Origin of the sequence: Sphingomonas sp. 2R-10 (assembly GCF_030062225.1) — a bacterium.
GTDB lineage: Bacteria > Pseudomonadota > Alphaproteobacteria > Sphingomonadales > Sphingomonadaceae > Sphingomonas.
Window position 1 is genome coordinate 15,417 of sequence record NZ_JASCXF010000017.1, and the last position, 21,117, is coordinate 36,533.

Here is a 21,117-nt window from a genome sequence, read left to right on the forward strand (position 1 = left end):
CCTTATCGTCCCTTCCCGATCGCCTTTTCGGCGATGAAATATACGGCGACCATCGCGGCGATGCCGATGGCGACGCCGACGAGCTTCAGCGCGCCGACGAACAGTTCCAGCGCGATCCACAGCACGACGATGCCGACCAGCACCGCGATCAACAGGCTGCCCAGCGCCTTCATGCGACCGAACCCTGCGCCGTACCCCATTCGGGGCGGTAGTCGTGGTTCCCGGTCATCATCGCCGCCAGATTGGTCGGCTCGCCGACCGGCTCGACGGTGTGCCGGCCCGGTTCCTGCGTGCCGGGCTTCGGCGTCTCGCCCTTGCACAGCGCCTCGAGGATCACGGTCATGCGATCGTAATCGAGGTCCTCGTAATTGTCGTCGTTGATCTGGACCATCGGCGCCGATGCGCAATTGCCCATGCATTCGACCTCGGTCAGCGTGAACAGGCCGTCGGGCGTGGTCTTGCCCTTCATCAGCCCGCGGTTCTTGCACGCCGCGAACACGTCGTCCGACCCGCGCAGCATGCACGGCGTCGTGCCGCAGACCTGCACATGATAGCGGCCGACCGGGGCGAGATTGAACATCGTGTAGAAGGTCGCGACCTCGTACACCCGCATATAGGCCATGCCCAGTTCGCGCGCGATGAACTCGATCACCGGCACCGGCAGCCAGCCCTGCGTCTGCGTTTCGCTACCCACCTGACGCTGCGCCAGGTCGAGAAACGGGATGGTGCACGACTGCTGGCGCCCTTCGGGATAGCGCGCGACGATCTCGCGCGCCCGTTCGGCGTTCGCGGCATTCCAGGTGAAATTGCCCCAGCGCGCGCGGACCTCGGCTTCGTCGGGGATGTTGGGGGCGTCGGCCATCAGCGAATGAACTCCACGCGGCCGACCTTGTCGCCGCTGAACGAATAGACGGTCATCACGTCGAACGGGGCGGCATCGGCCGAGCGGCGGACGCGTTCGTGCAGCACGACCCGCTCGCCCAGTTCGAACGATTGCAGGACTTCGGCATGGTTCTGCGGAAATTCGGCGAAGACCGCCGCCATCCCGCTCTCCACGCCCGCGCGCCCGTCGCGCACAACATCGCCGCGATACTGCGCCTCGCAGCCGTCGTCGGCGAAGAACGCAGCATAGCCCGCGGCGTCGCGCGCGTTGTAGCGCTCCATCATCGCAGTCACGGTATCGAGCCGGCTCACCGGTCGCACTCCCCGAACACGATGTCCATCGCCCCCAGGATGGCGGTGATGTCGGCGAGCATGTGGCCCTTCGTCATGAAGTCCATCGCCTGCAGGTGGCTGAAAGCCGTCGGACGGATCTTCACCCGGTACGGCTTGTTGCTGCCGTCGGACACCATGTAGATCCCGAACTCGCCCTTGGGGCTTTCGGTCGCCACATATACTTCGCCGGCGGGGACGTGATAGCCCTCGGTGTACAGCTTGAAGTGATGGATCAGCGCTTCCATCGACTGCTTCATCTCGCCGCGCTTGGGCGGCACGACCTTGCGGTCGAGCGACGCGATCGGTCCGTCGGGCATCTGCGCCAGGCACTGCTTCATGATGCGTGCCGACTGCCAGACTTCCTCGACGCGGACCATGAACCGGTCGTAGCAATCGCCGCGGGTGCCGACCGGCACGTCGAACTCGACCCGGTCATAGGCGTCATAAGGCTGGGCCTTGCGGATATCCCACGGGATGCCCGCGCCGCGGATCATCGGCCCCGAGAACCCCCAGCGCACCGCATCCTCGCGGCTGACGATCGCGATGTCGACGTTGCGCTGCTTGAAGATGCGGTTTTCCGCGACCAGGCTGATGGCATCGCCGAACAGCCGCGGCAGGCGGGTATCGAGCCATTCGGCGATGTCGGTCAGCAGCTTGAGCGGCACGTCCTGCCGGATACCGCCCGGGCGCAGGAAGTTCGCATGCATCCGCGCACCCGATGCCCGTTCGTAGAAGTTCATCGTGTCTTCGCGCAGCTCGAACATCCACAGGTTCGGCGTCATCGCGCCCACGTCCATCACGTGCGAACCCAGGTTCAGCATGTGGTTCATGATGCGGGTCAGTTCGGCGAAGAACACGCGCAGATACTGGGCGCGGAGCGGCACCTCGATATCCAGCAGCTTTTCGACCGCAAGGACGTAGCTGTGCTCCATGCACATCGGCGAACAGTAATCGAGCCGGTCCATGTACGGCAGCGCCTGCGTGTACGTCTTGTACTCGATCAGCTTTTCGGTGCCACGGTGGAGCAGGCCGACATGCGGATCGATCCGCTCGACGATCTCGCCGTCCAGTTCGGTGACGAGGCGCAGCACGCCGTGCGCCGCCGGGTGCTGCGGACCGAAATTGATCGTGTAGTTCTGGATCTCGACATCGCCGGGCGTCGGGTTGGCGGCGTCGATCTGATGGTCGTAATCGGCCATTACTTGTCCTCCACCGGCGGCTTGCCCGCATCGGGCGACGGCACGTCGGGATCGACCGGCTTCGATTCGGGCCGGTTGCCGGGATGCGGCTTGCCGGCACCGGTATCGGCCGGACTCTCGGTCACCTTCGGCTTGTCGACCTGCGCCGTCACGTCCTTGTTCCGATCATCCGCGCGCTTGACCTGATCGGCCGTCGCGGGCGACTGCGCACCGGGTGCCTGACCGACGGCGGGCCTGGGCCCGGCCGCCTTCTCGTCACCGGGCAGGACGTATTCGGCGCCCTCCCACGGGCTCATGAAGTCGAAGGTGCGGAAATCCTGCGCCAGCTGCACCGGCTCATAGACCACGCGCTTGGCCTCTTCCGAATAACGCATCTCGACATAGCCGGAGAGCGGGAAGTCCTTGCGCAGCGGATGGCCGCGAAATCCATAGTCGGTGAGGATACGACGCAGGTCGGGGTTGCCGGTGAACAGCACGCCGTACATGTCGTACACCTCGCGCTCCAACCAGCCGGCATTGTACCAGATACCCGTCACCGACGGCACCGGCGCTTCCTCGTCGGTGGTCACGCGCACGCGGATGCGGTGGTTCCGCGTCATCGACAGCAGGTGGTAGACGACGTCGAACCGCTCGGCCCGCTCGGGGTAATCGACGCCGGCAATTTCGGCCAGCATCTCGTACTTCAGGCCCGGCGTGTCGCGCAGCGCTTCCATGGCGGTGACCAGCCGGTCGCGATCGACGGTGAGCGAGACTTCGCCGACCAGATCCTGCGCATCGAGCAGCATGTCGCCCAGCGCCGCGGTCGCCGCATCGATCACGCCGTCATTGGGCGCGTAACGGGGAGCAGGCGCCCTCACCGTTCGATGCTCCCCGAACGGCGGATCTTCCGTTGCAGCTGCATGACGCCATAGAGCAGCGCCTCGGCGGTCGGCGGGCAGCCGGGGACATAGATGTCGACCGGGACCACGCGGTCGCAGCCGCGCACGACGCTGTAGCTATAATGGTAATAGCCGCCGCCATTGGCGCAGCTGCCCATCGAAATCACGTATTTCGGTTCCGACATCTGGTCGTACACGCGACGCAGCGCCGGGGCCATCTTGTTGCACAGCGTGCCGGCGACGATCATCACGTCCGACTGGCGCGGGGACGCGCGCGGGGCGGCGCCGAAGCGCTCCATGTCGTAGCGCGGCATGTTGACGTGGATCATCTCGACCGCACAGCACGCCAGACCGAAGGTCATCCACCACAGTGAACCCGTGCGCGCCCAAGTGAACAGATCCTCGGTCGTGGTGACCAGAAAGCCCTTGTCGGTCAGCTCGCCGTTCAGGTCGTTGAAGAAGCCCTGTTCGGGCGCCTGCACCGGCACGCCGGCGGCGTTCCCCGCGCCGAAGCCATGCGGCGGCGTGGTCAGTTCTACTCCCATTCGAGAGCTCCCATCTTCCAAGCATATACGAGGCCCAGCGCCAGTTCGCCGATGAAGATCATCATCGATATCCACGCGGTCCAGCCGAGGTCGAAAACCGTGACTGCCCAAGGATATAGGAACGCCGCTTCGAGATCGAAGATGATGAACAGGATCGCCACCAGATAAAAGCGGACGTCGTACTGGCTGCGCGAATCCTCGAACGCGGGAAAGCCGCATTCATATTCGGTCAGCTTTTCCGGCGTCGGCTTGTGCGCGCCGGTGAAACGCGACGCCACCATCGGCAGCACGACGAAGGCCGTCGACAGCACCAGGGCGACGCCCAGGAACATCAGGATCGGCAGATATTGCGACAGGTCGACCAAGGTGGGGTCTCTCGCGGTTGCGGTATGAATGGAGCCGGCTTTAGGACGATGCCGTTGGGGCATCAAGGGCGGAACAGGATGAGAATCACTCGCAATTCCTCGACCATCCGCGCTATGCTCCGCCCGGACCGACCGCCGGGGAATGCTGCGGTCGCCGAACAGGGGGAAATCGATGCGGATCTGGGCGACACCCGCCATCATCGCCGGCGCGATCGTCGCGCAGCCGGCCGCGGCGCAGAACGTCGACGCCACCAGGCCCGACACGGTGGTCGCGGCGCTGCGCGAGGCCGGCTACCGGGCGGTGCTGGACAAGGACAATAGCGGCGACCCGCTGGTCAAGAGCGGCGCGGCGGGCGTCGACTTCTCGGTCTATTTCTACAACTGCACCGCGAACAAGGCGTGCAAGACAGTGCAGTTCCATGCCGGGTTCGTGAAGAAGGGCGTGACGCTCGACACGATCAACACGTGGAACGCGACCCATCGCTTTGCCCGCGCCTATCTCGACGACGAGAAGGACCCGCGAATCGAGATGGACGTCGACCTCGACCATGGCGGCCTGCCGACCAAGCTGTTCCAGGCGAACCTTGCGACATGGGATTCGCTGGTCGGCGAATTTCAGAAAACGATCGACTTCTGATCCGGACGGGGGGGCGGCGCGGTGCCGTCACCCCGGTCGGTCAGCGCAGCGAGCCGGCGACCAGCTTGTGCAGGCGGGTCTGCATCTGTTCGTTGCTGGCCAGCACCTCACCCTTTTCATAGGCGCGGTCGGCGCCGCGATAGTCGGTGACGAAGCCGCCCGCCTCGCGTACCAGCAGGATGCCGGCGGCGATGTCCCATTTCTTCAGCCCCGATTCCCAGAAGCCGTCGAAACGCCCCGCCGCGACATAGGCGAGGTCGAGCGCCGCCGAACCGAAGCGGCGGATGCCGGCGACCTCGGGCGCGACCGCGCCGAAGATGCGGGTCCATTCGGCGAAGTTGCCATGGCCGAGGAACGGGATGCCGGTGGCGATCAGCGCTTCCGACAGGTCGCGACGCGACGACACGCGCAGCCGCTGTCCCTGCAACCACGCCCCCCGGCCCTTTTCGGCCCAGAAGCCTTCGTCGGTGATCGGGTTGTAGACCATCGCGCAGGTGATTTCGGGCTTGCCGCCCGCGCCGTTCGGCTCCTCGACCGCGACCGAGATCGCGAAATGCGGGATGCCGTGCAGGAAGTTGGTGGTGCCGTCGAGCGGATCGACGATCCAGCGCGGCTTGGTGGGATCGCCGGCGATCTCGCCGCCTTCCTCCAGCAGCATGCCCCAGTCGGGGCGCGCCTTGCGCAGTTCGTCGACCAGCGTCTCCTCGGCACGCTTGTCGGCCAGCGACACGAAGTCCGCCGGCCCCTTGCGGCTGACTTGGAGATGCTGGACCTCGCCGAAGTCGCGGCGCAGGCGCGGGCCGGTCTTGCGGACGGCGCGTTCGAGGACGGTGATGAGGCCGGACTGGGCGGACATGTTCTGGTTCCTGTAGTTTCTCTGGGCAGCGCCGCGGGCGAAGCCCGCGTCGTCGGTCGCGCGTTGCGCGCCGGCCGGGCTTTCGGCTTGGCGGAATAGCGTGGCTATTCCGTCCGGCCGCTACGCCTCAATCCGCCCTTCTGACATACGTCTGTTCATACACATCGACCACGATCCGCACGCCTGCGGCGATATGCGGCGGGACCATCACGCGGACGCCGTTGTCGAGCACGGCGGGCTTGTAGGACGACGATGCCGTCTGGCCCTTCACCACCGCATCGGCCTCGACGATCGTCGCCTCGATCGTGTCGGGCAGCTGGACGCTGATCGCTTCCTCGTCGTACATTTCCATGACGACATCCATGCCGTCCTGCAGGAACGCGGCGGCATCGCCCAGCAGGTCGCGGGGCAGCGTCACCTGATCGTAGGTGATCTTGTCCATGAACACGAGCGTGTCGCCTTCGGGATACAGGAACTGGAAGTCCTTGGTATCCAGCCGGATTCGCTCGACGCTTTCGGCGGAGCGGAACCGGACGTTGTTCTTGCGGCCGTCGCGCAGGTTCTTCAGTTCGACCTGCATATAGGCGCCGCCCTTGCCCGGCTGCGTATGCTGGATCTTCACCGCGCGCCAGATGCCGCCTTCATATTCGATGATGTTGCCGGGGCGAATGTCGACGCCGCTGATCTTCATGACGAACCATACCTGTTGGAAAGAGCGAAGCTGCGCCCTTACCGCTGCGACCGTCCGCGGGCAAGCAGGGGATAGGGGTTGATCGCGCGGCCGCGATACCACGGTTCGTCGGGATTCAGCCGCTCGATCCCGAAATGCAGGTGGAAATTGCCCGCCCCTGCATTGCCGGTATCCCCGACCGCGCCGATCGGATCGCCCGCGCGGACCCGCGCACCCTCGCGCAGGGTCGGAGCATAGGCGGCGAGGTGGGCGTAGTAATAGGACAGCCGCCGGTCGGGGGAGCGGACATAGGCGGTGACGCCCCCGCCGCCCTCGCTGTAGAACAGCTTCTCGACCGTGCCCGGCGCCGCCGCGACGACCGGGATGCCGGCGGGGGCCATGATATCGACGCCGGTATGGCGCCGCTCTCCCCCTGCCCGTTCCTCGCCATAGCTGTCGCGGATGTAGGACCAGCCGACGCCGCGGACCGGCAGGGTCAGCATGCCGGGCGGCAGCGGATCGGCAGGCGGCGGCGCTTCGGCGGGGCTGCGCGGGCGCGATGCAGGCGCGCTGCCGAAATCGACCAGCAGCGCGACCAGTCCCGCCGCCAGCAGGAACAGGGCAAGGAACGCCCAGCCGATCCGGTTCATCGCCGCTGCCTCAGGGCTGGAAGATCGCCGGCGTGCCGGGCTTCACCATCAGCGACAGCCGCGCCGCGTCCCAGTTGGTCAGGCGGATGCAGCCATTGCTTTCGGTCTTGCCGATATTGTCGGGCTCGGGCGTGCCATGGATGCCGTAATGCTCCTTCGACAGGTCAATCCATACGACGCCGACCGGATTGTTGGGGCCGGGCGGCACGATCTCCTTGCTGTCCGACTTGTCGGCATGGCGCAGGATCGCCGGATTATACTGCCAGTCGGGATTGGCCGCGACGCCCTGTATCTTCCATTCGCCGATCGGCAGCGGGTCGTGCGACGACCCCATGGTCGCCGGGAACTGAGCCAGAATCTTGTCGCCGGCATAGGCGCGCAGCCAGCCCTCCGACTTGTCGACCACCACGCGGTCGGCCTGTGGCTGGTTCGCGTCGACGTTCAGGTTGGCCAGAGTCTGGCGATAGTCGCCCGACCAGCTGTCGGCATAGCTGCGCGACGTGGGCAGGACGTTCGGAAACACGACGCGGGTGCCGGGCCGCAACATCGTCTCGCGGCTGTTCAGCGCGACCAGCGTGGCGGGGGTGGTGTGGAACATCTCGGCCAGCTTTTCGAGCGCCGAGCGATAGCCGAGCGTCGTCAGCTTCGCTTGGTCGGCATAGTCCTTCGGAATCGGGTTGGTGTACGGGCCGGCGAGTGCGCGTTCGGACAGGGTCAGCGTGACCGTCGCCGGGCGCATCCCCGGGTTCAGCGCGCGCTTCGTCGCGGCGTCGAGCTTACCGGTGACCGGCAGGTCGCGCGCGGTCTGGAACCCGCGCAGCGCCTGCCGGAACAGTGCGCTGTTGCGGCCGTCGATCACGCCGGTGGTGAAGCCGTGCCGGTCGAGCAGCACCTGCGCATGGAGGATCGTCGCGTCGATCGCGGACGCCGGTCGTGGCGCGGGCGCCTGTGCCGCCGCGACGCCGCCAACCAGAAGTGCGGCCCATACCAGTCGCTTCATACGCCAATCCCCAAACATCGTTGAGGTTGGATAACGACCGGGCGGGGCAGAGTTTCCTAGCCCTTGAGCACCGCGTCGAACGCGCGGATCGCGTCGGCCTCGTCGCCGTTCCACACCGCGCCCGATACGGCGAGGAAATCGGCCCCCGCGGCGATCAGCGGCGCGGCGTTGGCGGGCGTGATCCCGCCGATCGCGACGCTGGGCAGTTCGAACAGCGCCGACCACCATGACAGGATGACCGGTTCGGGGACGTGGCGCACATCCTTGGTCGTGGTCGGATAGAAGGCTCCGAAGGCGACGTAATCCGCGCCGGCCTCGCCCGCCTCCATCGCCAGATGGCGGCTGTCATGCGCGGTCACGCCGATCTGCGCATTGGGGCCGAGCACGTCGCGCGCCTCGCGCGGGTCGCCATCGTCCTGCCCCAGATGGACGCCATCGGCACCGAGGCGCTTGGCGAGGCTGATGCTGTCGTTGACGAGGAAGGCGACGTCATGGTCGGCGCAGATGCGCTGGAGTGGCTCGGCCAGTCGCGCGGCGGCATGCTGGTCGATGTCCTTCACGCGAAACTGGAACGCGGCGACCGGGCCGGCATCCAGCGCGCGCGCGAGCCGATCGGGGAACGCCCCGGTCACGTCGAGCGGCGAGACCAGATAGAGCTGGCAGGGCGGCCGGCGCACGTCGCGGACGAACTGCTTCGCGAAATCGGGGGACAGCGGGCCGAGCGGATCTTCGTTCAGGGTCATCGGACCTCCCTGCCCCAGCGGCGGCAGCGACGGAAGGGCGCGCGAGGGCCAAAGGTCACAAAAGTCACACTAGCCACGCTTTGTGCGCACTGTTGCGAAACATTCGCATTCCGGAGCTACTTCGGACCGGAGCCAGCATTCCGCCATCTTCGAAACCGTGGAACAAGCGGGACCCCGGATCAGGTCGAGACCTCTGCGAAAGTCTCCAATCCGTACCCCAGCGAAGGCGAGACCTCTGCAGAAGTCTCGAACCTATCCATAAAATGCACCGTACCTCCGCGCAGGCGGGGGGCCAGAGCCAAGCATAACAACGGCTTGCGCTCGTGACCCTGGACCCCCGCCTGCGCGGGGGTACGGGAGAAGGCGAGGAATCGAGACTTATGCAAGGGTCTCACGAAGGCCGAGGCCCGGTTGGGGGGCCACTGGCAAGATACGGAAAAGCCTTTCCAACTGGACCCCGGCCTTCGCCGGGGTACGGATCGAGGACTTTCGCGGAGGTCTCGATCAGGTCCGGGACAACGACGTGGGGCGGCGCGTCGAACGGCAACGCCTTTCCCCGGGGTGCGGGTTTCGCGTCGATCATCGTGACGATGGCAAAGAGCACCGAACGCGCGAACGTCCGATGCCCTTTTGTCACGACCGGCGGTCTGTAGGAAAGCGTTACGCCGCGATCAGCGACTTCTCGGTCGAGGCGCAGTGGATCTCGTCGATCGCCTCGCCCAGCGCCCGATCGAAATCGGCGTCGCTCATCTGGTGGCGCAGGTCGGACAGCAGCGCTCGGCTGAAGCTGGCGATGATGCCGGGGTTCTTCGCCAGTTCGGCGCAGGCCTCGGTCCGGCTGAACCCGCCCGACAGCGCCACGACGCGCAGCACGCGCGGATGGTCGACCAGCGGCTGGAACAGGCCGGGCTTCGCCGGCAGCGACAGCTTGAGCATGACCTTGTCGTCGCCGGTCATCGCGTCGAGCGCCGTCAGCGTTTCGTCGAGCAGGATCCGGTCCGCCTCGGCGCGCTCGGCGCTCTTGATGTTCACTTCGGGTTCGATGATCGGCATCAGGCCGTGCGAAAGGACCTGATCGGCGATCTCGAACTGCTGCGCGACGATCGCGGCGATGCCTTCGGCGTTGGCGAGGTTGATTACCGAGCGTTCCTTGGTGCCGAAGATGCCGAGCTTCGCGGCGCGCGCCAGCAGCGTGTCAAGCTCCGGCATTGGCTTCATCAACTGTACGCCGTCGGCTTCTTCCTCGAGCCCCTTGTCGATCTTGAGGAACGGCACGACGCCCTTGTCGGCCAGCGCCTGCGGCACGGGCCTGCCGCCCGCCTGCCCGTCCATGGTGCGTTCGAACAGGATCGCGCCGATCACCTTGTCACCCGTGAAGGTGGGCGAGAGGATGATGCGCGCGCGCATGTCGTGGATCAGGCCGAACATTTCCTCGTCCGAGTTCCACGCGCCATCCTCTACGCCATAGCCCTTCAGCGCCTTGGGCGTCGAACCGCCGCTCTGGTCGAGCGCGGCGATGAAACCCTGTCCGTCGGCAATCTTCGCAGTCATGTCAGCGGTATTCATGGCGTCTCCCCGTACGTTCAAAATGCGCGTCAGAGCGCGAGCCAGCGCCGCAGCGCCTGGTCCACCTGCTCCATCGATGTCGCGGTCGCCTGCCCCAGCACCCGCACGATACGGCTGCGACGCAGCGTCTTGATCTTGTCGACCTGCGCCTCGCTTTCGACCGAGATGCCGGTCGTGTCGGACGGCGCGAAGGGGACGCGGAACAGCGTCTCGCCGCCGGTCAGGCTGGTCATCGGGATCAGCGTCGCCGATGCGTGCGCTTCGTTGAACAGGTCGGATTGCACGACCAAAAACGGGCGGCGCTTGACCGCCAGCCCCTCCGGGCCTTCGACCAGCACGATCATGCCGCGCCTTATCTCCACCGGCCGTCCTCCGCTTCCACCCGGTCGAAGAACGCCCAGTCGGCCCCGTCGTCGCGGGCGGCGGCGCGTTCGGACTGGCGGCGGGCTTCGGCGCGAAAGGCTTCGTCGTGCAACTCGACATAGCGGCGCACGGCATCGCGCGCGATGTCGCTCTTCGAGCGCCCCTGCGACCGGGCGACGTTGGCGAGCCGCTCCTCCAGTTCGGTGTCGAGTCGTACCCCTAGCAACCTGCTACCCTTCGTTTAACGTGTTGAACGGGTAGTCGCGGTTGACGGCGGGATCAAGCGGGATGTTGGGCATTAGGACGTTAAAAACGCAGTACCCCCGCGCAGGCGGGGGTCCAGGGCCAGACAACGCAGCGTCGCGTTCGGCGCTCTGGACCCCCGCCTGCGCGGGGGTACGGTTGCGGGCTGGTGAGCCTTCAGCGTGCCAGTGCGGCGACGCCGGGGAGTTCCTTGCCTTCCATCCATTCGAGGAAGGCACCGCCGGCGGTCGAGACGAAGCTGAACTGGTCGGCGACGCCGGCCTGGTTGAGCGCGGCGACGGTGTCGCCGCCGCCCGCGACCGACACCAGCGAGCCATCGGCGGTGAGCGCCGCGGCGGTGCGGGCGAGCGCGACGGTGGCGACGTCGAACGGCGGGGTCTCGAACGCGCCCATCGGCCCGTTCCACACCAGCGTGCGGCAGTTCTTGAGCACGTCGCCCAGCGCCTCGGTCGCCGCCGGCCCCACGTCGAGGATCATCTCGTTGGCGGCGACTTCGTGGACGTTGACGGTGCGGGTCGCCGGATTCGGCCTGAACTCGGTCGCGACCACCACGTCATACGGCAGGTGGATGGTGCAGCCGGCCTTCTCCGCCGCTTCGAAGATCGCGTCCGCCGTGCCGGTCAGGTCGTGCTCGCACAGCGACTTGCCGACGTTGACGCCGCGCGCGGCGAGGAAGGTGTTGGCCATGCCGCCGCCGATGATGAGGTGATCGACGCGGGTGACGAGGTGGCGCAATACGTCGAGCTTCGACGACACCTTCGCGCCGCCGACGACGGCCGCGACCGGGTGTTGCGGGTTACCCAGCGCCTTGTCGAGCGCGTCGAGTTCGGCCTCCATCTGCCGCCCGGCGAAGGCGGGGAGCCTGTGCGCGAGCCCCTCGGTCGAGGCATGGGCGCGGTGCGCGGCGGAGAAGGCGTCGTTGACGTAATAGTCGCCCAGAGCGGCGAAGCGATCGATCACCGCCGGATCGTTCTTTTCCTCGCCGCCGAAGAAGCGGGTGTTTTCGAGGACGGCGATGTCGCCGGGGTTGAGCGTCGCGACATTCGCCTCGGCCCCTTCCCAATCGACATAGCGGACTTCGCGGCCCAGCACCGACGACAGCGGCCGGACGACCTGCGACAGCGAGAATTCGGGGCTCGGCTGGCCCTTGGGACGGCCGAAATGGGCGAGGATCAGGACAATCGCACCGCGATCGGCGAGGTCGGTCACGGTGCCGATCGTGGCGCGCAGGCGCGTGTCGTCGGTAACGGCGCCGTCGGCCATCGGCACGTTCAGGTCCTCGCGGACCAGCACGCGCTTGCCGGTGAGGTCGCCCATGTCGTCCAGCGTCTTGAAATTGCGGCTCATATGTTCGCTCCCAAATGCCGTTCGGTTCGAGCAGCATCGAGCGAAGTCGAGATGCGTCGGTCGAGAACAGTTCTCGACAAGCTCGAACCTAACGGGTGTGTTCGATTCGTATCGTGTCGCCGACGCTGATCTGCCCGCCCTCGATCACCTGCGCCAGCGCGCCGCCGCGCCAGTCGGGGGTAAGTGCGGCTCGCAGCCCTTCGGCGATCGTCTCCATGCGGCTGCACGGATCGCATTCCTTGGTGATTTCGAGCAGCACCGCGCCGACGCGAAGCCGCACACCGACCGTCTGCGGCAGGTCGAAATCCTCGATCAGCAGGTTCGCGCGGCGTTCCCACCATGGCAGTTCGTGGCCGATCAGGCGCATCGCGGTCGCCCAGTCGCCGACTTCCATCAGCGACACCTGCCGCTTGTTGCGGCCGGGTTTCAGCGCGCCGCGGAAATCGCCGTCAAGGCCGGTTTCGACGGTGACGCGCACCGTCTGCACCAGTTCGATCGGCCCGCGCGAAAAGGCGTGGCGGGCGATGCCCTTGAGGATACCACCCGCCATCGGGCTTACCCCAGCTTCGCCATCGCGGTCGCGGTGTCGACCATGCGGTTCGAGAAGCCCCATTCATTGTCGTACCACGACACGACGCGGACCAGCTTGCCGTCCAATACGGCGGTCTCGAGGCTGTCGACGGTCGACGATGCCGGGGTGTGGACGATGTCGATCGACACCAGCGGTTCGTCCGAGAACACCAGCACGCCCTTGAGCGGACCCGATTCCGACGCCGCCTTCAGGATCGCGTTGACCTCGTCCTTCGTCGTGTCGCGCTTGGGCGTGAAGGTCAGGTCGACGAGGCTGCCGTCCGGCACCGGCACGCGGACCGCAGAACCATCGAGACGGCCCTTGAGTTCAGGCAGCACTTCGCCGACCGCGCGGGCGGCGCCGGTGGTGGTCGGGATCATCGACATCGCGGCGGCACGGGCGCGACGCAGATCGGGGTGGATCTGGTCGAGGATCTTCTGGTCGTTGGTATAGGCGTGGATCGTGGTCATCAGGCCGCGTTCGATGCCGATCGAATCGTTCAGCACCTTGGCGACGGGCGCGAGGCAGTTGGTGGTGCACGACGCGTTCGACACGATCGTGTGGCCGGCTTCCAGCTTGTCGTGGTTGACGCCGTAGACGACGGTCAGGTCGACATTCTTGCCGGGCGCCGAGATCAGCACGCGCTTCGCACCCGCATCGATATGCTTCTGGCACGACGTGCGGTCCGTGAAGAAGCCGGTGCATTCGAGCACCAGCTCGACGCCCAGTTCCTTGTGCGGCAGGTTGGCGGGGTCACGCTCGGCAGTGACGCGGATGCGCTTGCCGTCGATGACCAGATCGTCGCCCTCGGCGGCAACCTCGCCCGGATACTTGCCGTGGACCGAATCGCGGCTGAACAGCCATGCGTTCGACTTGGCATCGGCGAGGTCGTTGATCGTGACCAGTTCGAGGCCGCTGTCGGGGCGCTCGAGGATCGCGCGCGCCACCAGACGGCCGATGCGTCCGAACCCGTTGATCGCTACTTTCGTCATATCCGCGTCTCCTCAGTTGCCAAGCCGCGCCAGCACCTTCGCGGTGATGGCGTCGGCGGTCAGTCCGAAATATTCGTAGAGCTTGTCCGCCGGGGCCGACGCCCCGAACCGGTCGATGCCGAAGCGCAGGCCGTCGACCATCGTGTAGCGTTCCCAGCCGATCGTCGTCCCCGCCTCGATCGACACACGCAGAATCTCGTCCGGGCGGGCGTGGGGCAGCACGTCCTCGCGATACGCGGCATCCTGCGCATCGAAGCGCGACCAGCACGGCATCGACACGACGTCGGCACCGATCCCGTGCGATTCGAGCTGCTGCGCGACGCCGACCGCGATCTCCACTTCCGAACCGGTCGCGATCAGGATGACGCGGCGGTCGGCATCGGCGGCCTTGAGCCGGTACGCGCCCTTCGCGCTGCGATTCTCGCTCGCCTCGCTGCGCAGCTGCGGCAGGTTCTGACGCGACAGCGCCAGCAGCGACGGACCGTCGCGGCGCTGCACCGCCAGTTCCCAGCATTCCGCCGTCTCGACCGCATCGGCGGGGCGATAGACGTCGAGGCCGGGGATGATCCGCAGGCTCATGACATGCTCGATCGGCTGGTGGGTCGGGCCGTCCTCGCCCAGACCGATCGAGTCATGGGTCATGACATAGACGACGCCGGCATTCTGCAGCGCCGACAGCCGGATCGCGGGCCGTGCATAGTCGGCGAACACCAGGAAGGTGCCGCCATAGGCCAGCACGCCGCCGTGCAGCGCCATGCCGTTCATCGCCGCCGACATGCCGAACTCGCGGATGCCGTAATGGATGTAGCGCCCCGAATAATCCTGTGCCGTCAGCGCGACCTGCGCCTTCGTCTGGGTATTGTTCGACGGCGTCAGGTCGGCCGAACCGCCGATCGTCTCGGGCAGCGAGGCGTTGATGGCTTCGAGCGCCAGCGACGATGCGACGCGGGTCGCGATCTTCTTCGGCTCGGCGATCAGGCCGTCGACATGCCCCTTCAGCGACCAGCCGTCGGGCAGCCTGTTCGCCATGCGGCGTTCGAACTCGGCGCGATCGGCATGGGCCGACAGCCGGTCGTTCCACTCGGCATGGACCGGAGCGCCGCGCGCGCCGACAGCCTTCCACGCATCGGTCAGCGGCTCGGGCAGGTGGAATGCGTCATGTTCCCACAGCAGGGCAGCGCGGGTGGCGAGGATTTCGTCGGCACCCAGCGGCGAACCGTGGACCTTGTGGCTGCCGCCCTTGTTCGGCGCGCCCTTTCCGATCACCGTGCGGCAGCGGACCAGCGAAGGGCGCGGGTCGGCGGCGGCTTGCGCCAGCGCGCGTTCGATGTCGGCGAAGTCGTGGCCGTCGCAAGCGACGACGTGCCAGCCGGTCGCTTCGTAGCGGGCCGACACATCCTCGCTGGTCGACAGGTCGGTCGATCCGTCGATGGTGATGCGGTTGTCGTCCCACAGCACGTTCAGGCGGCCGAGCTTCAGATGGCCGGCCAGGCCGATCGCCTCGTGGTTGATCCCTTCCATCAGGCAGCCGTCGCCGGCGACCACCCAGGTGCGGTGATCGACGAGCTCGTCGCCGAACACGGTGTTCAGGTGCCGCTCGGCAGTCGCCATGCCGACCGCCATCGCAAGGCCCTGCCCCAACGGGCCGGTGGTGCATTCGATGCCGGGCAGCTCGAAATTCTCCGGATGGCCCGCGCACGGGCTGCCCAGCTTGCGGAAGTCCGCAATGTCCTGAATGGTGGGCTTCGCATAACCGGTCAGGTGGAGGAGCGAATAGATCAGCATCGATCCATGGCCCGCCGACAGGACGAAGCGGTCTCGATCGGCCCAATGCGGGTCGGCGGGATCGAATTTGAGGAATTTCGACCACAGGACCGTCGCGACGTCGGCCATGCCCATCGGCATGCCGGGGTGCCCCGAGTTGGCGGCCTCCACCGCGTCCATCGACAAAACGCGGATGGCGTTGGCGAGTTCGAGCTGGGATATGGTCACGCGCACTCCTGTTGGGCGCTACTAGGGTTGCGCGAGCCTTTGGAACCGTCACGCGGTTCAGTCAACCGCCAAACCCAAGGGTTGTTTAACATGTATAGCAGGGATAGTTTCATCGGATGAACGACGACCCCCATGCAGCCGCCGTCGCGCGGATCGAACAGGCGTTGTCGCGGATCGAACGCGCCGCCCATGCGCGGGGCGAGGCGAATCGGGTGCTGGCCGCGCGACATGCCGCGCTCAAGGCGCGGATCGGCGATGCGATCGGCGCGCTGGACGCGGTGATCGCGCGCGAAGCGGACGCCGACTGATGGGCCAGATCACGCTGAACATCGCCGGACGCAGCCACCAGGTCGGCTGTCGCGACGGCGAGGAACCCAAGCTGCGGGCGCTGGGCGCGCTGCTGGAACGCCATGCCGCGGCGGCACAGCGCGCGTCGGGCGGATCGTCGGAGCGGACGTTGCTCTACATCGCGCTGATTCTGGCCGACCAGTTGAGCGAGGGAACGGCGGACACGCCCGCCGATCCGTCCGCTGCGGTGCTGGAACGGATCGCCGGGCGGCTGGAGGCGATCGCTTCGGCCCTTGAGGTACGGGGTCCGGACGCCTAGATAGGAGATGGCGGGACTGCCCGGTGCGAGCCTTGCATAATCCCTGAGGCTATTTCTTCATCCATGGGGGTTGTCCCTGCGCAGATCCTGGTCTGACGTACATGATCCCCACCTGACGTACCGTGCGTCAGTGGATAACGCGGCAAACGGCCCATGGTGGTTCCGCCACACCCCCGATCGATGATCGACAAGGCCGCCCTGCGTGCCGGATTGCGCGCCCGGCGACGGACGTTCGCGGCAGGCGGTCCGGCGCCCCCTGCCCCGCCGCCGCTGTTCCTGCGCGCGCTGCGGCCCGGCATGATCGTCGCCAGCTATGTCCCGGTAGGCGGCGAAGCCGATCCGGCCGCGTTCGATCGCATGGCGGTGGCCGCGGGCGCGGTGCTGGCGTGGCCGGTCGTGATCGACCGGAAATCGCCGATCGCCTTCCACGCCGGCGACCGGCTGCACGACGGACCGTTCGGGTTGCGCCAGCCCGCCGCCGATACGCCGCCGGTCGCCCCGGCGATCATCCTGACGCCGCTGGTCGGGTTCGATTCGGCGTGCAACCGGCTGGGCCAGGGCGCTGGGCATTACGACCGGGCGTTTGCGGCATTGCCCGACGCGCTCAAGATCGGCATCGCATGGTCGGTGCAGCAGGTCGATCGCCTGCCGTGCGATCCGTGGGACGTCGCGCTGGATGCGATCGTCACCGAAACCGACCTGTTCCTGCCGGGAGAATGATTGTGAACGAACCGACCTGGCGCAAACCGGCCGGGGTCCTGGCGATCCTGGTCATGCTGACCGTGTGGGCGGTGGCAGTCGCGATGCTGTCGGCGGTGGTCGGTGGCTGGCACTGGGTGCTGCAGCTCGCATTCTACCTTGTCGCCGGCATCGCGTGGCTGTGGGTGCTGCCGATGCGACGCATGCTTCTGTGGATGGAAACCGGCCGCTGGCGGTAGCGCCGATCCTCCGCGACGGGCGGGAGGATGGCGCGAGTGACGGGGCTCGAACCCGCGACCTCCGGCGTGACAGGCCGGCGCTCTAACCAACTGAGCTACACCCGCTCTCAAGCGAGGAGGCGGCCTGTAGGATAGCCGACCGGCGGTGTAAAGCGTGTTCTTCGCGCCCGTCGGCAAAAAGCAGCGGCGGCGGGTGGTTGACCGGGATGCGACGGCGGCGGCAAGCTGGCGCTTTCTCAGGGACCGCCATGACCCAGCATTTTGCCGAGATCGTCGATGCCGTGACCGCGATCCGGCACGATCTCCACGCCCATCCCGAACTGGCCTTTGCCGAGCATCGCACCGCGGGAATCGTCGCCGAACAGCTGCGCGCGGCGGGCCTTGCCGTCACGACCGGCATCGGCGGGACCGGGGTGGTGGCGACGCTGACCCATGGGCGGCCGGGAACGACGCTGGGGCTGCGTGCCGACATGGATGCGCTGCCATTCCAAGAACAGGGCACGCCGCGCCATGCCAGCACGGTGCCCGGCGTGTTCCACGGCTGCGGCCATGACGGACATACCGCGATCCTGATCGGCGCGGCGCGGCATCTCGCCACCCTGCCGCCGTTCGACGGCACGATCCATTTCCTGTTCCAGCCGGCCGAAGAGGGACAGGCCGGCGCGCGGGCGATGATCGAGGACGGGTTGTTCGATCGATTCCCGTGCGACCATGTCTTCGCGCTCCACAACTGGCCAGACCTGCCCGCCGGCGAGCTTCGGACGCGTGCCGGGCCGATCATGGCGGCGGCGGACAAGTTCGCGATCGCGATCCACGGCAGGGGCGGCCACGCCGCGATGCCCCATGGCACGCCCGATGCCATATTGGCGGCGGCGCAGCTGGTGACGCAGCTCAACACCATCGTCGCGCGGCGAATCGCACCGACCGACCAGGCGGTGCTGTCGGTCACGCAGATCAATGGCGGCGACACGCACAATGTCCTGCCCGCAGCGGTGACGCTGGTCGGTACCGTGCGCAGCTTCGACCCGGCCGTGCAGGCGCGGATCGAGGCGGCGATCGGCGCGATGGCGGCGGGGATCGGCATCGCCACCGACACGCGGGTCGAGCTGACCTATACCCGCATGTATCCGCCGACGATCAACGATCCGCGCGCGGCGACGATCGCGCTGGACGCGGCGGCGGCCGCCGGGCTGGTCCATGGCGAGGCACCCGATCCGGCGCTGACCGCCGAGGATTTCGCGTTCATGCTACAGGCCTGTCCGGGCGCCTATGTCTGGCTGGGACAGGCGCGGGCGGAGGGCGAGAACCCGGCGCTCCATCATCCGCGCTACGACTTCAACGATGCGATCATCGGCCCCGGAATCGCCTGGATCGCGGCGCTGGCCGAACGGCTGGTCGGTGCGCGCCAGGGCTAGAGATATTTGAGCCACGGGATGTCGCGGCGGCGTTGCTTGAACTGCGCGAACCGGCGGGTCGGCGGATAAAGCAGCGCGAGCAGTACCGCGTACAGCGCCCAGACGCCGATGATGTGATCGAACCCGTACACCTCGCCATGGTTCGGCCCGTACAACGCGAGGACCCCGAGATAGATGGCGCGCAACACATAGAGGTGGAGCAGGTAGAAGAACATCGGCGCGGCGCCGAAGATCGCCAGCGCCGGCAGCCAGCGCGACCCCTGCCCCGACTCGAGCGCCGCCAGCAGCAGCGCGCCGAGCCCTAGCGTCGGCATCAGGTACAGCAGCGACGGCGGATATTTGGTGAGCGCAAGGAAGCTGATCGCGATGCGCAGCGGCGTGCCCGCATCGAACCATGGCCGGTCGCCATACAGGTCGAGCGCGCGCAATATCACGAAGCCGGCGAGCAGCAGCACCCCGAGCAGCACCAGCCGCCGCTGTCGCACTGCGGGCGCGGTGGCGGTCGCGAACCACGGGCCGATGCCGTAGCCGAGCAGGATCACCCCGATCCATGGCAATGCCGGATAGGTCGTCTTCCACGTGATGCCGAGGAATTCGAAGGCGGCGCGCTGGTGCAGCAGCGCCCATGGCACGAAAAAGGCGTCGCCCGGCGCCAGCACGATGCCGTCGAGCAGGTTATGGCCGCCGACGATCGCCAGCCCGAGCGCCACGATCACCCCCCGCGACAGATGCACCGCCCCGGCGAGGACGATCATGCTCGCGCCGATCGCCCAGATGACCTGCAACCACAGCGTCTGCGGCGGAAACTTCGCGCTCCATGCGAACGAGACGAAGGTTATTTCGAGGACCAGCAGGAATGCCCCGCGCCGCAGCAGGAAGCCGGAAACCTCGGCCCGCGAATGCTTCTGGCCGTATAGCCATGCCGACAGCCCGGTCAGCGCGACGAATACCGGTGCGCAGATCGAACTGAGCAGCCGGGTGAAGAACAGCGCGGGCATGACGCTGCGCGCATCGACGGGATCAGCGACCTGCAAATGCACGAAGAACGTCTCGCGCACATGGTCGAGCAGCATCACGACCATGACCAGCCCGCGCAACGCGTCGATCGATTGCAGGCGGATGGTCGGACGCTTCGCTGGTTCGGTCATCGGCGGCGCTTTCAACGTAATAACATATCACTGTCAACCCGATGCGCGCTTGACCGGCCGTTCGACGATGCGGCACGGCTGCCGCAGTTTCGCACAGGGAGGCGATCGATGGCATTGCTCTATACCGCGCAATTGGCGCGGGGCGCGGTTTGGGCGGCGATGTTCGCGCAGGCGATGCCCGAACTCGACGTCCGGCTGGCGCCCGATATCGGCGATCCGGAGGACATCCGCTACCTGGCGGCGTGGACGCTGCCGCCGGGGCTGATCGAGACGCTGCCCCGTCTGGAGGTGTTGTTCTCGATCGGTGCGGGGGTCGATCAGCTCGACCTGTCGCAGGTGCCGCCGCACGTCGCCGTGGTGCGGCTGGTCGAACCGAACCTCGCCGCGGCGATGGCCGAATATGTCGCGATGTCGGTGCTGGCGCTGCACCGCGACCTGTACGCCTATGCCGACCAGCAGCGGGACGCGGTGTGGCGTCAGTTGCCGCAGGTACCGGCGGGGGAGCGTCGCGTCGGTATCGCAGGACTGGGGCAGATGGGTTCGGCGGCGATCGCGGCGCTGGCGCCGTTCGGGTTCGCGCTGTCGGGGTGGAGCCGGTCGCCGCGCAGCATGACCGGGGTGACGTGCTTTCACGGGGAACGGGGCCTGCACGCCTTTGCGGCGCAGACGGATATTCTGGTCAACCTGCTGCCGCTGACGCCCGAAACGCGCGGGTTTCTGGGAAGAGCGCTGTTCGAGGCGATGCCGCCGGGGGCGGCGGTCGTCAGTGCGGGACGTGGCGGGCATCTCGATGCCGAAGCGCTGGTCGCGGCGCTGGATGCGGGACGACTGTCGCGTGCGATCCTCGACGTGACGCCGGTCGAGCCGTTGCCGGCCGGCGACCCGCTATGGCGGCACCCGCGGGTGGTCGTGACGCCGCACGTTGCCGCGACGACGGACCATGAGGGATCGGGCAAGGCCGTCCTCGCCAACATCCGGCGGCATCGTGCCGGCGAGCCGCTGGTCGGCGTCGTCACGCGCGATCGGGGATATTGAGGGTCCGCGAGCGGCGCATCCTGTGATGCGCCGTGGCGCGAGTGACGGGGCTCGAACCCGCGACCTCCGGCGTGACAGGCCGGCGCTCTAACCAACTGAGCTACACCCGCTCTCTAGCGAG

General features: G+C 67.1%; 27 protein-coding genes and 2 tRNA genes. 7 read left to right on the forward strand and 22 right to left on the reverse strand.

Annotated elements, in window-relative coordinates; translation table 11 throughout:
• Positions 1-2: 2 nt before the first annotated feature.
• Genes QLH51_RS09490 through QLH51_RS09520 form a run of 7 tightly spaced genes read right to left on the reverse strand, consistent with a single transcriptional unit; the run spans position 3 to position 4,202 of the window.
• Positions 3-173, reverse strand: a complete 171-nt coding sequence (locus QLH51_RS09490; protein WP_164516158.1) for a hypothetical protein — start codon at positions 171-173, stop codon at positions 3-5.
• The gene (locus QLH51_RS09495; protein WP_125658537.1) at positions 170-862 is read right to left on the reverse strand and encodes a complex I 24 kDa subunit family protein; all 693 of its coding nucleotides are present in this window, start codon (positions 860-862) and stop codon (positions 170-172) included. Before QLH51_RS09495 ends, QLH51_RS09490 begins: the two co-directional genes overlap by 4 nt.
• On the reverse strand, positions 862-1,194 hold the full coding sequence (locus QLH51_RS09500; protein ID WP_206429068.1) for a nuclear transport factor 2 family protein: 333 nt from the start codon (positions 1,192-1,194) through the stop codon (positions 862-864). Before QLH51_RS09500 ends, QLH51_RS09495 begins: the two co-directional genes overlap by 1 nt.
• Positions 1,191-2,414, reverse strand: a complete 1,224-nt coding sequence (locus tag QLH51_RS09505; protein ID WP_125658534.1) for an NADH-quinone oxidoreductase subunit D — start codon at positions 2,412-2,414, stop codon at positions 1,191-1,193. The genes QLH51_RS09500 and QLH51_RS09505 overlap by 4 nt, the downstream gene beginning before the upstream one ends.
• Positions 2,414-3,271 (reverse strand): NADH-quinone oxidoreductase subunit C, encoded by an 858-nt coding sequence (locus QLH51_RS09510; protein WP_125658531.1) that lies wholly within the window; start codon positions 3,269-3,271, stop codon positions 2,414-2,416. The genes QLH51_RS09505 and QLH51_RS09510 overlap by 1 nt, the downstream gene beginning before the upstream one ends.
• The gene (locus QLH51_RS09515; protein ID WP_206429067.1) at positions 3,268-3,837 is read right to left on the reverse strand and encodes a NuoB/complex I 20 kDa subunit family protein; all 570 of its coding nucleotides are present in this window, start codon (positions 3,835-3,837) and stop codon (positions 3,268-3,270) included. The genes QLH51_RS09510 and QLH51_RS09515 overlap by 4 nt, the downstream gene beginning before the upstream one ends.
• Positions 3,828-4,202 carry an NADH-quinone oxidoreductase subunit A gene (locus tag QLH51_RS09520; protein ID WP_125658528.1) on the reverse strand — a complete coding sequence of 125 codons (375 nt, stop codon included), beginning with the start codon at positions 4,200-4,202 and terminating at the stop codon, positions 3,828-3,830. Before QLH51_RS09520 ends, QLH51_RS09515 begins: the two co-directional genes overlap by 10 nt.
• A 172-nt stretch (positions 4,203-4,374) precedes the next feature.
• On the opposite strand from QLH51_RS09520, the gene QLH51_RS09525 reads away from it, so the two are divergent.
• Positions 4,375-4,839, forward strand: a complete 465-nt coding sequence (locus tag QLH51_RS09525) for a YbjN domain-containing protein (protein WP_164516157.1) — start codon at positions 4,375-4,377, stop codon at positions 4,837-4,839.
• Positions 4,840-4,879: 40 nt separating this feature from the next.
• Here QLH51_RS09525 and QLH51_RS09530 read toward each other — a convergent pair whose 3' ends face one another.
• From QLH51_RS09530 to tkt, 12 genes are all read right to left on the reverse strand, one after another.
• Positions 4,880-5,695 (reverse strand): inositol monophosphatase family protein, encoded by an 816-nt coding sequence (locus QLH51_RS09530; protein ID WP_125658522.1) that lies wholly within the window; start codon positions 5,693-5,695, stop codon positions 4,880-4,882.
• Between the two features lie 127 nt (positions 5,696-5,822).
• On the reverse strand, positions 5,823-6,386 hold the full coding sequence (gene efp / locus QLH51_RS09535) for an elongation factor P (protein WP_125658519.1): 564 nt from the start codon (positions 6,384-6,386) through the stop codon (positions 5,823-5,825).
• Between the two features lie 38 nt (positions 6,387-6,424).
• A complete protein-coding gene (locus tag QLH51_RS09540; protein WP_125658516.1) occupies positions 6,425-7,015 on the reverse strand; it encodes a murein hydrolase activator EnvC family protein in 591 nt (196 codons plus the stop codon).
• Positions 7,016-7,025: 10 nt separating this feature from the next.
• Positions 7,026-8,015, reverse strand: coding sequence for a L,D-transpeptidase family protein (locus QLH51_RS09545; protein ID WP_125658513.1), 990 nt, complete (start codon positions 8,013-8,015; stop codon positions 7,026-7,028).
• Positions 8,016-8,071: 56 nt separating this feature from the next.
• On the reverse strand, positions 8,072-8,758 hold the full coding sequence (thiE, locus tag QLH51_RS09550; protein ID WP_125658510.1) for a thiamine phosphate synthase: 687 nt from the start codon (positions 8,756-8,758) through the stop codon (positions 8,072-8,074).
• 660 nt (positions 8,759-9,418) lie between these two features.
• Positions 9,419-10,324: a fructose bisphosphate aldolase gene (locus QLH51_RS09555; protein WP_125658507.1), complete on the reverse strand. Its 906-nt coding sequence runs from the start codon at positions 10,322-10,324 to the stop codon at positions 9,419-9,421.
• Between the two features lie 29 nt (positions 10,325-10,353).
• Entirely contained in the window at positions 10,354-10,668 is a 315-nt protein-coding gene (locus tag QLH51_RS09560; RefSeq protein ID WP_206429064.1) for a type II toxin-antitoxin system PemK/MazF family toxin, read from the reverse strand.
• Positions 10,669-10,676: 8 nt separating this feature from the next.
• Positions 10,677-10,913, reverse strand: coding sequence for a ribbon-helix-helix protein, CopG family (locus QLH51_RS09565; protein ID WP_055755878.1), 237 nt, complete (start codon positions 10,911-10,913; stop codon positions 10,677-10,679).
• Positions 10,914-11,107: 194 nt separating this feature from the next.
• Positions 11,108-12,298, reverse strand: a complete 1,191-nt coding sequence (locus QLH51_RS09570; protein ID WP_125658504.1) for a phosphoglycerate kinase — start codon at positions 12,296-12,298, stop codon at positions 11,108-11,110.
• Positions 12,299-12,386: 88 nt separating this feature from the next.
• Positions 12,387-12,848: an MOSC domain-containing protein gene (locus tag QLH51_RS09575; protein WP_125658501.1), complete on the reverse strand. Its 462-nt coding sequence runs from the start codon at positions 12,846-12,848 to the stop codon at positions 12,387-12,389.
• Positions 12,849-12,853: 5 nt separating this feature from the next.
• Entirely contained in the window at positions 12,854-13,861 is a 1,008-nt protein-coding gene (gene gap, locus QLH51_RS09580; RefSeq protein WP_055783919.1) for a type I glyceraldehyde-3-phosphate dehydrogenase, read from the reverse strand.
• A 12-nt stretch (positions 13,862-13,873) separates the two neighbouring features.
• Complete coding sequence (gene tkt, locus QLH51_RS09585) at positions 13,874-15,853, reverse strand: transketolase (protein ID WP_125658499.1); 1,980 nt, start codon at positions 15,851-15,853, stop codon at positions 13,874-13,876.
• A 116-nt stretch (positions 15,854-15,969) separates the two neighbouring features.
• Here tkt and QLH51_RS09590 point away from each other — a divergent pair, with 116 nt between their 5' ends.
• The 4 genes from QLH51_RS09590 to QLH51_RS09605 all read left to right on the forward strand — a co-directional run bounded on the left by QLH51_RS09590 (position 15,970) and on the right by QLH51_RS09605 (position 17,398).
• Positions 15,970-16,161, forward strand: a complete 192-nt coding sequence (locus tag QLH51_RS09590; protein ID WP_125658496.1) for a hypothetical protein — start codon at positions 15,970-15,972, stop codon at positions 16,159-16,161.
• Complete coding sequence (locus QLH51_RS09595) at positions 16,161-16,460, forward strand: cell division protein ZapA (RefSeq protein ID WP_125658493.1); 300 nt, start codon at positions 16,161-16,163, stop codon at positions 16,458-16,460. The genes QLH51_RS09590 and QLH51_RS09595 overlap by 1 nt, the downstream gene beginning before the upstream one ends.
• A 180-nt stretch (positions 16,461-16,640) precedes the next feature.
• Positions 16,641-17,180: a 5-formyltetrahydrofolate cyclo-ligase gene (locus QLH51_RS09600; protein WP_125658490.1), complete on the forward strand. Its 540-nt coding sequence runs from the start codon at positions 16,641-16,643 to the stop codon at positions 17,178-17,180.
• 2 nt (positions 17,181-17,182) lie between these two features.
• Positions 17,183-17,398: a DUF2842 domain-containing protein gene (locus QLH51_RS09605; RefSeq protein ID WP_206429062.1), complete on the forward strand. Its 216-nt coding sequence runs from the start codon at positions 17,183-17,185 to the stop codon at positions 17,396-17,398.
• A gap of 28 nt (positions 17,399-17,426) precedes the next feature.
• Here the strand turns inward: QLH51_RS09605 and QLH51_RS09610 are convergent.
• A tRNA-Asp gene (locus QLH51_RS09610) sits at positions 17,427-17,503 on the reverse strand.
• A gap of 143 nt (positions 17,504-17,646) precedes the next feature.
• Here QLH51_RS09610 and QLH51_RS09615 point away from each other — a divergent pair.
• The gene (locus QLH51_RS09615; RefSeq protein ID WP_125658484.1) at positions 17,647-18,813 is read left to right on the forward strand and encodes an amidohydrolase; all 1,167 of its coding nucleotides are present in this window, start codon (positions 17,647-17,649) and stop codon (positions 18,811-18,813) included.
• On the opposite strand, the gene QLH51_RS09620 is transcribed toward QLH51_RS09615, so the two are convergent.
• A complete protein-coding gene (locus QLH51_RS09620; RefSeq protein ID WP_125658481.1) occupies positions 18,810-19,961 on the reverse strand; it encodes a DUF1624 domain-containing protein in 1,152 nt (383 codons plus the stop codon). The two genes, QLH51_RS09615 and QLH51_RS09620, sit on opposite strands and share 4 nt — an antisense overlap.
• Positions 19,962-20,069: 108 nt before the next feature.
• On the opposite strand from QLH51_RS09620, the gene QLH51_RS09625 reads away from it, so the two are divergent.
• On the forward strand, positions 20,070-20,996 hold the full coding sequence (locus QLH51_RS09625) for a 2-hydroxyacid dehydrogenase (protein WP_125658478.1): 927 nt from the start codon (positions 20,070-20,072) through the stop codon (positions 20,994-20,996).
• Positions 20,997-21,029: 33 nt separating this feature from the next.
• Here the strand turns inward: QLH51_RS09625 and QLH51_RS09630 are convergent.
• A tRNA-Asp gene (locus QLH51_RS09630) sits at positions 21,030-21,106 on the reverse strand.
• Between the last annotated feature and the right edge of the window lie 11 nt (positions 21,107-21,117).